The following is an 11,521-nucleotide window of genomic DNA, read 5'->3' as shown; positions in this document are numbered from 1 at the left end:
TGGTTGCGCATTATAGACAGACTCAACCAAGACGCAAGAGGTTTTATTAAAAAAATATAAAAAAACGCCCTTTCGCCTATATATCAATCAAAACCAAAAAAAAGAGAGCTTAACGCTCTCTTTTTCATTACATTTCGCTAACTTTTTAGATAAATGCGTAAGCATCAGCGTACATATGATCACTCTTAGCGCGCTTATTCTGAGTGAACTGTTCTCTTGCTGCACCTGCCATCTCAAAACGACCCGCTATATAAATGTCGAACTCCGCTAATGAATCAAAGTCAGCATTAATTGCCTGAAGCACATTACCCACTTTACCAGCCCAATTTGTATCCGCTTCTTCTATAACCGGTATAAAGTGTACATTGCTATTTTCATTCGCTATCTGGGCAATTTCATCTTTCGCGTATAATTGCTCACTCGTTTTCGCGCCCCAATACAAGTAGATTGGCGATGTCTTACCAATACTCACGCAGTGATCAAGAATAGAACGTACATAACTAAAGCCCGTACCACCAGCAATAAGTAGTAGTGGTCGATCACTCTGTTCTTTTATCCAAGCCGTCCCATGAGGCGCATCTATATTAATCGTTAGACCATCATCCAGAGCTTGCTTCATACGCTCTACCACTTCAATAGCGTAAGCATTATGTTCAGCTGCTCCAATATGCAATTCTAGTTCGCCTTCATGGCGACAAGGGCTGCTTGCGATTGAGAAAGGACGTTTATCACTTTCACCCATTTCCACCATTAAATATTGACCAGCTTTAAATGACACTGGCGTTTCTGGGTGCAACAGTATTTGGTATGTGTTGCACGCTAATGGGTTAATTGACTTTACTGTACATTTGATGCTCATGTTCTTCCTCTTACTTACTCTGAAATAGTAAGTACTAAATTACTTTCCGCAAAAGCTTGGCAAGGAAATATCCAGCCTTGATTCTTCTCATTCTCTGTGAGCATTGGATCAAGGTGATAACTTACTTCGCCTGTTATTTTTTTACACATGCACATGGCGCACGCGCCGACCTGGCATCTATTTGGAAGATGGATATTATTGCTGAGCGCAGCTTCCAAAATAGTTTGTTTTCCTTGTACTTCAAATGTTATTTCATTTGGCAGCACGGTAACGAAATAACTCATAATATAGCGAGTTCATCCCAAATCTTATCGATTTTCCCAACAAGCTGTGGATCTTTTTGGATAGGAACACCCCATTCTCGGCGTACCTCTTCCTGATTCTTATTCGTTGCATCTAACCCAATAGCCGAAATTTTCGTTCCATCTGCGTTTTCTGCTGTGACAGTTAGTGAATCGCGTGATGGGTCCATTCGAGTTGTAATCGCCCAGATAATATCGTTCCAATCAGTGACGTTAACGTCACCATCACACACAACGACAAACTTGATCGCCATCTTTTTATTCAACACCGCTAACGCCTGTTCAATTAATAGCGGACCTTGCCCAGCTTTCTCTTTTTTAACTGAAATTATCGCCATGCCTTTTTGTCGGGTACCTTGAGGTAAGTAAACCTCGAGGATCTCTGGGCACTCTACTTTTAATTGAGCTAGAAGAGCGTCTACATCCCCTTGCAATAGCAGAGGAGTTGAATCATTGTCTTCTGAATGAGCGCACCCTGACAGTTCGATTTCTGCTGACCATTTTTCCGTCGCATCCAACCCCATTTTTGATCCAAGGCCGACAACTGGCGAGGCAAAATCTAATGAATCGATGGGCGTACTTTCGATCATTGTTGTGTCAAAAGAAGGCTCCATGTTTAACGTCATTGCATCGCTCACCTGCTGCCAATCTCGTGCATTGACAGTTTCGTCACAAACAATCACAAACTTAGTGTACATAAACTGACGCAAGAATGACCACACCCCCATCATGACTCGCTTAGCGTGTCCAGGGTATTGTTTCTTCATTGTCACAACAGCCATTCGATACGAACACCCTTCTGGCGGCAGGTAAAAGTCTTCTATTTCTGGAAATTGTTTTTGTAGTATAGGGACAAAGACTTCATTTAGCGCAACACCCAAAACAGCGGGTTCATCTGGCGGGCGGCCCGTATAGGTACTGTGGTAAATAGGGTTAGAACGCATTGTCATATGCGTGACGGTAAACACATGGTGCTTTTCTTTTTCGTTATAGTAACCGGTGTGATCGCCGTAAGGGCCTTCATCTGCATACTCTGTCGGATCTATATACCCTTCCAGCACAATCTCAGCACTTGCAGGCACTTCTAAATCGTTGCTTACTGATTTCACCACTTCGGTTTTGCTGCCACGCAATAATCCAGCAAAAGCATATTCTGACAGAGTATCAGGAACGGGTGTTACGGCGCCGAGTATCGTAGCGGGGTCTGCACCAAAGGCAACCGAGATAGGAAACGGTTTTCCTGGGTGTGTTTCTATCCAATCTCTAAGGTCTAAAGCGCCACCTCGGTGAGCTAGCCATCTCATAATGACTTTATTCTTGCTCAGCTTTTGTTGACGATATATACCCAAGTTCTGACGTTTCTTGTTTGGTCCTTTAGTGACGGTCAAACCCCAAGTTAATAGCGGAGCAACATCACCCTGCCAACAACTCATCACGGGTACTTTATCAAGATCAACATCGTCGCCTTGCCAAACCACGTCTTGGCAAGAAGCTCTACGCAAGCGCTTTACTGGCATATTTAACACTTGCTTGAAGACTGGAATTTTATCTATCGCGTCCTTGAAACCTTTAGGTGGCTCAGGCTCTTTTAAATAGGCCAGTAACTTTCCAACTTCGCGCAACTCTTTAACATTCTCTCGCCCCATGCCAATAGCCACGCGCTCTGGTGTTCCAAATAAATTAGTCAACACCGGCGTATCATAGCCAATTGGATTTTCAAACAACAATGCTGGCCCAGCGGCCCGTAGAGTACGATCACTGATTTCAGTCATCTCGTAATGAGGGTCAACAGGGTGAGTAATACGTTTTAATAGCCCTTTACTCTCTAGGTGCTCAATAAATTCGCGTAGATCCTTAAAACTCATAGAACTTCTATCATTTGGTTAAACGGCAAGCAGTATATCAAAAAAAGGATCTCACGATCCCTCTTTACCTATGAATACGCCTACCGTTATTGATTAATTTGATAAGACTTGCAAAATCGCCTTGCTGTCTAACTTGTTTGGGTTACTTAACAATTCTTCTAGCCAACTTCTATACCCTTGCTTTTCCAATTCATGGGCCACCAAAGTCGCATCTTCAGCTAAACGCATCTTTGCTAATAAAAACTGTTTTACTTCATCATTCATTGGCTTTATTTGAGTCAAAGCGGTGATTGCTTGATGCTTTAATGCCGGATTGGTGGAAGCCTGTATCACCTGTGACAATGAGAATGCATCGTTCAATGTCGATAGACGAGTAAGCTCAGACTCACTGTGGACATTCATTTTCATTTTCCATAATAAATGATAAACATCTGGATCTTGGCTTGTTTTCGCTAGCTGTACCATAACTCTGGCAGCAGGAAGCCAGCTAATGACAGACTGAGAAGTGAGTTGATTCGTCAACGCGGCAACAGCTTGCGGCGAGATATTATCAAGTTCATTAATAAGGAGGGTTTCGCGTGTTTGTACTTGATAGCCACTGCCCGTTAACCATAGCTTCAAATCTAACGATTGGCTCTCAACAGCTTGGGTAAATTCAATGCGATCCTGTTCTTTCATCCACTGCTTTAACAGACGGCTTGCTGTAGCTGGGTAATTAAACGCAGGCACTACAAACTCGTACCCGTCACCTCGCTCCAAAACTTTATAGATAGGAGCATAGTCGAGTTGGCTTTGCAAAAACACGGCAAACTTGGGGCTTAACACCGTCTCTTGATTTTCAATAGCATCAAGTAGAATGAACCGGGCGACTTCTTGCTGAGGCAGGGCTAATCGTTCTAATGCAAAAGTGAGTGAATCAAATTCATCGTCTTCCACATAAATCATGAATTGTTCCACCTTTCGATGAATATGCTCATCTTTCAACCACTTTTGAACCGTGCCAGAGTCCATCTGAACAGCACTGACCGTGAATGGACTCAACATAAGCATCAAAAACAGGAGAACAGATAACAACAGTCCTTGTCGCACATTAACCTCCTTGTAACATTTTTAGCCATTGTGTCACTTTATAAAGAGAATGCAAACAAAAACGCCACCGAGCTATCGGTGGCGTTTTTTAAACATCATCTGAATTATTTTTGTCGGCGCATAGCGTCAAAGAATTCATTATTTGTCTTAGTCATTGCAAGCTTATCGATGAGGAATTCCATTGCGTCGATTTCGCCCATCGGGTGAACGATTTTACGTAGAATCCACATTTTCTGTAGCTCGTCTTTCTTAGTCAGTAGCTCTTCGCGACGAGTACCTGAACGGTTAAAGTCAATCGCTGGGAAGACTCGTTTTTCTGCAATCTTACGGTTAAGGTGCAGTTCCATGTTACCCGTACCCTTAAACTCTTCGTAGATAACTTCATCCATCTTCGAGCCAGTATCAACTAATGCTGTCGCGATAATCGTTAAACTACCACCTTCTTCTACATTACGAGCTGCACCAAAAAAACGCTTAGGACGATGTAAAGCATTTGCATCAACACCACCAGTCAAAACTTTACCAGATGAAGGAACAACCGTGTTATAAGCGCGTGCTAAACGCGTAATCGAATCCAATAAGATGACAACATCTTTTTTATGTTCGACAAGACGCTTTGCTTTTTCGATAACCATCTCGGCAACCTGTACGTGACGAGAGGCTGGCTCATCGAACGTCGATGCAATAACTTCACCTTTCACTAGGCGTTGCATCTCCGTTACTTCTTCAGGACGTTCATCAATCAGCAATACCATTAACTCACATTCAGGGTGGTTGCGAGCCACACTCTGAGCAATGTTCTGTAACAGCATTGTTTTACCCGCTTTTGGCGGAGCAACAATAAGACCACGCTGACCTTTACCGATAGGTGAAGCGAGATCTAAAATTCGAGCCGTAATATCTTCCGTTGCGCCGTTACCAGCTTCCATAACCATACGCTCATTCGCGTGAAGTGGTGTTAGGTTTTCAAACAGGATTTTGTTACGTGCGTTATCTGGTCGATCGTGATTAACCGTGCTGACTTTCAATAGTGCAAAGTAGCGCTCGCCATCTTTAGGTGGGCGAATTTTCCCGGCGATAGAGTCGCCTGTACGTAAATTAAAGCGTCTAATCTGGCTTGGAGATACATAGATATCATCAGGACCAGCTAGGTATGAACAATCGGCGCTGCGTAAGAATCCAAAACCGTCTTGAAGTATTTCCAGAACCCCATCGCCAAAAATATCTTCACCACTTTTCGCGTGTGCTTTTAGGATGGAGAAGATGATGTCTTGTTTTCTCAAGCGAGCTAGGTTTTCTAAGCCAAGGCTTTCGCTGAGTTTTACAAGCTCAGACACGGGTCTGCTCTTCAGTTCTGTTAGATTCATTGTAGTTGATACTTGTTTAGTCAAAATAGGATCTGTTTTTTTAAGTTAAGATGGATTTGGTCTCAGGAACGACCAAGAAGTGAACGCTTGTACAAATTACGTGCAATAAATTATCACTAAATACTAGCGTAGTCTAGATTTTGTTGTCTATCAAAAACAAAACCGTGCATTTATTGAATCTGCACGGTCTTTTTTATGTTGCTTTATAAGTTGGCGTCTAAAAACTCTTTTAACTGAGTTTTCGACAGTGCGCCAACCTTAGTTGCTGCGACTGCGCCATCTTTAAATAAAAGTAAGGTTGGGATTCCACGAATACCAAACTTTGGCGGAATACCCGCGTTTTGGTCGATATTTAATTTACCGATAGTGAGCTTGCCTTCGTATTCCGTTGCGATTTCATCAAGAATAGGGGCAATCATCTTACAAGGACCGCACCATTCTGCCCAAAAATCCACAAGAACCGGGCCTGCAGCATTGATTACATCGTTATCAAAACCATCATCTGTTAGCTGCAAAATCTTGTCACTCATCTTCCACTCCAATGTATTTTTCTCAACTGATTATACGATAACCAGTAAATAGATGCCCTATTGGAATGTATTTACTTTCGTATTGCAAGCTTAAGCTGATATTCTATAGTGATGAAAAAGACGCATATCACAGAGCAAAAGTTCGCCGACTTGGATTTAAACACCCAAGTCATTGAAGGATTGAATAAAAGTGGGTTCGAGTATTGTACTCCCATTCAAGCCTTGGCGTTGCCGGTACTGCTCACCGGCCAAGACATTGCAGGCCAGGCCCAAACGGGCACTGGTAAAACCATCGCGTTTCTCACTGCTACTTTTAACCACCTACTGACAACACCTGCACATGAAGGTCGCAAGGCAAACCAGCCTAGAGCGATCATTATGGCACCCACGCGTGAACTCGCGATTCAAATCTATAACGATGCTGAATTACTGGTTGCAAGCACGGGGCTTAAAGCGGGCCTAGCTTATGGTGGCGAAAGCTACGATAAGCAAGTGACCAAACTAGAAGCTGGCGTCGATATTCTTATTGGCACCACAGGCCGTATTATCGACTTCTATAAACAGAAGGTATTTAACCTTAACCATATTCAAGCGGTTGTGCTTGATGAAGCGGATCGTATGTTCGATTTAGGCTTTATTAAAGACATTCGTTTCTTGTTTAGACGCATGCCAGCACCTAACGAACGTTTGAATATGCTGTTCTCGGCTACATTGTCATACCGAGTTCAAGAACTGGCTTTTGAACACATGCACAACCCTGAGCATGTAGTGGTTGAACCTGATCAAAAGACAGGGCACCGTATTCAAGAAGAGCTGTTCTACCCTTCTAATGAACATAAAATGTCACTACTTCAAACGATTATTGAAGAAGAGTGGCCAGATCGCGCTATCGTATTTGCCAATACCAAATACAAATGTGATTCCGTTTGGGGTCACCTAGCGGCAGACGGACACCGTGTTGGTCTACTGACTGGCGATGTACCACAGAAGAAGCGTGAAAAAATTCTAGAGCAATTTACTAAAGGTGAAGTCGACATTCTTGTTGCAACCGATGTTGCGGCTCGTGGTCTGCATATTCCTCAGGTTACTCACGTATTTAACTTTGACCTTCCAGACGACTGCGAAGATTACGTTCACCGTATTGGTCGTACAGGCCGTGCTGGCGAAAGTGGCTTTTCGATCAGCTTTGCCTGTGAAGACTACGCAATCAATCTTCCGCCAATCGAAGAGTACATCGAACACTCCATTCCGGTATCAGATTACGATGCTTCAGCATTGATTGAAGATCTACCTGCACCGATTCGTTTGCGTACACGTAATCCACAACAACGTCGCTCAAATTCGGGTGGACCACGCTCAGGAAATCGTCGTCCACATAACCGTCGACCACGACAGTCACGTCCACAGTAAATAGGGAATATTACGTCGACTATGAAACCATCAGTCTCACCTGCGCTTTACGCTGTCGTCGACCTAGGGTCGAACAGTTTCCATATGCTCGTTGTGCGTCATATCAATGGCAGCGTTCAAACTATGGCCAAGATAAAGCGCAAAGTTCGTTTGGCTTCCGGGCTAGATAGCAACAATGCACTGAGTCATGAAGCTATGCAGCGTGGTTGGGATTGTTTGAGTTTATTCGCAGAACGACTTCAAGATATACCCGTAGAAAATATTCGCATTGTCGGCACGGCAACATTGCGTACCGCCATCAATGTGGATATTTTCCTAAAACAAGCCAATAAAATACTGGGCCATGACATCAACGTCATTTCTGGCGAACAAGAAGCGGCCATGATCTATCAAGGTGTTGCCCATACCTCTGGAGGCTCTGGACGACGCTTAGTGGTCGACATCGGTGGAGCCAGTACTGAACTCATTATTGGTAAAGGTTTTGAAGCTAAGGCGCTCACGAGCCTAAAAATGGGCTGTGTCACTTGGTTAGATAAATACTTTCAAGATCGTCAATTAAGTAAAGAAAACTTCGATTCTGCAATCCAAGCGGCAAAACAAACCATTGCTCCAATACTTGAGCAATACACTCATCTTGGTTGGGACGTATGCGTGGGAGCAAGCGGAACCGTTCAAGCTTTGCAAGAAATTATGCTTGCACAAGGAATGGATGAAGTGATTACACTCGCTAAATTACAGCGATTACAAAAGCAAGCCATGCTCACCGACCAGCTTGAAGAATTAGAAATAGAGGGGCTAACGTTAGAACGAGCGCTTGTTTTCCCAAGTGGTCTTTCTATCTTAATCGCTATTTTTGACCTTTTGGACATAGAATCGATGACATTATCGGGCGGAGCCTTACGCGAAGGTCTGGCCTATGAAATGGTGCCAGAGCTAAGACAAAGTGATATTCGCTCTCGAACCATCGCCAGCATACAGCAGCGCTACCAGATGGACCGTCGCTACGCGCAACAAGTCGCGGACACAGCAAATGATCTCCTGACACAATGCAACGCAGAACTATCTGATAAGAAATGGATACCCGAACCACAAGGTGAAGCACTTCTCAATACCGCCTGTCAGTTGCATGAAATTGGTTTAACTATCGATTTCAAACAAGCAGGGAAACACAACGCCTATTTGCTTCAACAGCTTGATTTACCAGGCTATACGCGGGCTCAACAACATTGCCTTGCTGAAATTACCCGCCGCTATCGAGAACAATTCACCGCCATGCCGGAACAACAAGCCGTCAGTTCATTAAGTGGGCAACGGATCTTACGCCTACTGCGCTTAGCTGTACTGCTTACTCACCGACGTGATGATACTAAGCAGCCAGATATAGCCCTTAAGGCGAATAACGATGCGCTTGAGATAACCGTATGTCACCAATGGTTATCAGAAAACCCATTGACCGCTGCCGAATTAGAGATCGAGGTGAGTCGCCAAAACGATGCAGGATGGCCAATAACCATCAGCGAACGCTAAGCGGCCTCACTGCGATAAATGACAAAACAATGAAAATGAAAAAGCCCAAGTGATTCAACTTGGGCTTTTTATTTTGCTCGCTCAGGGATTACCTAGATTAATTAAGCAGCGGTTACTATTGAACGCTACCTACTGGCTTAAAATCAGGGTTTACCGTGGTCAGCTTTTTAATCAAATAGTTCAGTAGCACACCATACATTGGAACAAACAACCCTAAACTGATGATCAGTTTGAAACCATAATCTACCAACGCAATCTCTACCCAATGCTCTGCCATGAAAGCATCTGGACTTTGATAAAAAGCAATAGCAAAGAAGGCCAGTGTATCCAACGCATTACCAAACAGTGTTGAACACGTAGGCGCAACCCACCACTGCTTTAGCTGTCGTAGGCGATTAAAAACGTGCACATCTAATATCTGACCCAGTAAATAAGCCATAAAGCTCGCAATCGCAATTCGTGCCACAAATAGGTTAAATTCGGAAAGCTGAGCGAAGCCCTGAAACTGTCCTTCATAAAAAACAACAGAGAGCAGATACGACACTGCCAGAGCAGGAAGCATCACCAGGAAAATAATTCTACGGGCTAGTTGTGCACCAAATACTCGAACCGTCAGATCAGTCGCTAAAAAGATAAACGGAAAAGTGAACGCGCCCCAAGTGGTATGTAAACCAAACACGGTAAAGGGAAGCTGCACTAGATAATTGCTTGATGCAATAATGATTAGATGGAATAAAACCAGAAAAAAGAGGGCGTTGCGCTGCTGCGCAGAAGTAAAGTGATTCATGCGTTACCTTTTTAGTTGAGTTAGGGGGCGAGGGAACCCTAATCGAGCCTCAGATTGACGTTAGTCACCTGTGCCCTTACCAATAATAATTACAAATAGTGTGTTTGCTCAGTTGAGCGGCGAGGGATTATACATTAACCGATTGATGCTGCAAGCGTGGAATACCATCGAGCTTTAGAGCAAACGATTACTTTTAAAATCCGCGACGAAATAGCTGACATAGATAATCAAGCTCTTCCTTCGACTGATTGGGTGAAAGTGCTTCTAACCACAATGATTCACTGTAGTGCTCGGCTTTTAAAAACAGCTGACAACCTTCAAAATCAATTAACCAAGAGTGAAGATCCGCATCACATTGCTTCTCAACAATCTCTGCTGACAATAACGACACCAGCTTTTCCCCTAAAGGTTCAAAACTATCAAAGTCAAAGTGTGGCGCATCAATTAAGATCCGCCCTTGGTCACTCAAATCAGTATGTAAACGAAATTGCACTGAATAATCATCCATGAATCGTAATGTGTTCCTGTATCAAATCTAAAAATGCGTCTGCATACTTGTCGAGCTTACGCTGACCAACACCGTTAACCGCCAGCATTTCACCATAAGACGTGGGTAAAATTTCAGCCATATCAATCAGTGTCGCGTCACTGAAGACCACATAAGGAGGCAACCCATCTTCATCAGCAATGCTTTTTCTCAACTTACGCAATTTGGCAAACAACTTTTTATCGTAGTTTTTGCTCGATAGTTTGTCCGATTTTGCACTGCGCGCTGCGGTATCTAATCGAGGAACGGCCAGCTCTAACTTCATTTCACCGCGCAACAAGGGCCTGGCTTCTTCTGTCAGCTGCAAGGTTGAATTGCGGGTAATATTTTGCGAAAGCAGCCCTTTATGTATTAACTGACGAAAAACACTGACCCAATAATCATGGCTGTGATCGCGGCCAATCCCGTAAGTGGATAATTTGTCATGCCCATTTTCCCTAACGCGGATATTTTGCATGCCGCGCAGTACTTCCACAACATAGCCAATACCAAAGCCTTGATTCACACGATAGACACATGACAACGCTTTTTGCGCCTCTTGGGTCGCATCAAAACGCTTGGGGGGATCAACACAAATATCGCAATTACCGCAGGGTTTCTCCCTATACTCACCAAAATAATTGAGCAAGACCTGACGACGGCAAGTTTGTGCTTCTGCAAACGCGACCATAGCATTGAGCTTATGGCTTTCCACTTGCTTTTGCGGCCCCTCGTCTTTTTCATCAAGCATTCTTCGTAACCAACCGATATCCGCAGGGTCATACAACATCATGGCTTCTGCAGGTAACCCATCTCGACCTGCTCGGCCTGTTTCCTGGTAATACGATTCAATATTACGTGGAATATCAAAATGCACGACAAATCGAACGTTCGGTTTATTAATCCCCATACCAAACGCAACCGTCGCAACCACAATTTGAATGTCGTCTCGCTGAAACGCTTCTTGCACATAAGCACGTTCATCGACATCCATTCCCGCATGATAACCTGCCGCTCGAATGTGGTTATTACACAGTTTTTCCGTCACCATCTCGACTTTCTTGCGACTGCCACAATAGATAATGCCGCACTGACCTTTATTGGTTTGTACGTATCGAATCACCTGAGAAACAGGCTTGTGCTTTTCCACCAAATTGTAATGGATATTCGGTCTGTCAAAACTGCCGAGGTAATCGTGCGGGTTAACCAAATTCAGGCGATGGATAATATCGCCGCGCGTGGAGATCGGAAGAGCGGTT

11 protein-coding genes and 1 pseudogene are annotated in these 11,521 nt (G+C 43.9%); 2 read left to right on the top strand and 10 right to left on the bottom strand.

What is annotated here, in order from left to right; all coding sequences use genetic code 11:
- Positions 1-145 precede the first annotated feature (145 nt).
- The 7 genes and pseudogenes from fre to trxA all read right to left on the bottom strand — a co-directional run bounded on the left by fre (position 146) and on the right by trxA (position 6,012).
- A complete protein-coding gene (gene fre, locus ACP45E_RS20845; protein WP_017036010.1) occupies positions 146-859 on the bottom strand; it encodes an NAD(P)H-flavin reductase in 714 nt (237 codons plus the stop codon).
- 14 nt (positions 860-873) lie between these two features.
- On the bottom strand, positions 874-1,143 hold the full coding sequence (locus ACP45E_RS20840; protein ID WP_017036009.1) for a 2Fe-2S iron-sulfur cluster-binding protein: 270 nt from the start codon (positions 1,141-1,143) through the stop codon (positions 874-876).
- A complete protein-coding gene (locus ACP45E_RS20835; protein WP_426511745.1) occupies positions 1,140-1,595 on the bottom strand; it encodes a hypothetical protein in 456 nt (151 codons plus the stop codon). Before ACP45E_RS20835 ends, ACP45E_RS20840 begins: the two co-directional genes overlap by 4 nt.
- 44 nt (positions 1,596-1,639) lie before the next feature.
- Positions 1,640-3,026: pseudogene (ubiD, locus tag ACP45E_RS20830) on the bottom strand (4-hydroxy-3-polyprenylbenzoate decarboxylase); the annotation flags it as partial.
- A gap of 93 nt (positions 3,027-3,119) precedes the next feature.
- Positions 3,120-4,115 carry a hypothetical protein gene (locus ACP45E_RS20825; RefSeq protein ID WP_017037207.1) on the bottom strand — a complete coding sequence of 332 codons (996 nt, stop codon included), beginning with the start codon at positions 4,113-4,115 and terminating at the stop codon, positions 3,120-3,122.
- A gap of 104 nt (positions 4,116-4,219) precedes the next feature.
- Positions 4,220-5,482 carry a transcription termination factor Rho gene (rho, locus tag ACP45E_RS20820; protein ID WP_026026508.1) on the bottom strand — a complete coding sequence of 421 codons (1,263 nt, stop codon included), beginning with the start codon at positions 5,480-5,482 and terminating at the stop codon, positions 4,220-4,222.
- Between the two features lie 203 nt (positions 5,483-5,685).
- Positions 5,686-6,012 (bottom strand): thioredoxin TrxA, encoded by a 327-nt coding sequence (gene trxA / locus ACP45E_RS20815; RefSeq protein ID WP_017036005.1) that lies wholly within the window; start codon positions 6,010-6,012, stop codon positions 5,686-5,688.
- 111 nt (positions 6,013-6,123) lie between these two features.
- Here trxA and rhlB point away from each other — a divergent pair, with 111 nt between their 5' ends.
- Positions 6,124-7,422: an ATP-dependent RNA helicase RhlB gene (gene rhlB, locus ACP45E_RS20810; RefSeq protein WP_017037208.1), complete on the top strand. Its 1,299-nt coding sequence runs from the start codon at positions 6,124-6,126 to the stop codon at positions 7,420-7,422.
- A 21-nt stretch (positions 7,423-7,443) separates the two neighbouring features.
- Positions 7,444-8,949, top strand: a complete 1,506-nt coding sequence (gene gppA, locus ACP45E_RS20805) for a guanosine-5'-triphosphate,3'-diphosphate diphosphatase (protein ID WP_017037209.1) — start codon at positions 7,444-7,446, stop codon at positions 8,947-8,949.
- Between the two features lie 115 nt (positions 8,950-9,064).
- Here the strand turns inward: gppA and ACP45E_RS20800 are convergent, their stop codons facing one another.
- The 3 genes from ACP45E_RS20800 to ACP45E_RS20790 all read right to left on the bottom strand — a co-directional run.
- Positions 9,065-9,736 (bottom strand): 7-cyano-7-deazaguanine/7-aminomethyl-7-deazaguanine transporter, encoded by a 672-nt coding sequence (locus ACP45E_RS20800; RefSeq protein WP_017036002.1) that lies wholly within the window; start codon positions 9,734-9,736, stop codon positions 9,065-9,067.
- A 193-nt stretch (positions 9,737-9,929) separates the two neighbouring features.
- Complete coding sequence (locus ACP45E_RS20795) at positions 9,930-10,244, bottom strand: DUF3630 family protein (RefSeq protein WP_017036001.1); 315 nt, start codon at positions 10,242-10,244, stop codon at positions 9,930-9,932.
- Positions 10,237-11,521, bottom strand: a 1,285-nt coding sequence (locus ACP45E_RS20790; RefSeq protein ID WP_069585496.1) for a RecQ family ATP-dependent DNA helicase, incomplete at its 5' end; no start/stop codon positions are given. The genes ACP45E_RS20790 and ACP45E_RS20795, both read right to left, overlap by 8 nt.

Source organism: Vibrio genomosp. F10 str. 9ZD137, assembly GCF_049974785.1.
Lineage (GTDB): Bacteria > Pseudomonadota > Gammaproteobacteria > Enterobacterales > Vibrionaceae > Vibrio.
This window is presented reverse-complemented; position numbering and strand designations above follow the sequence as displayed.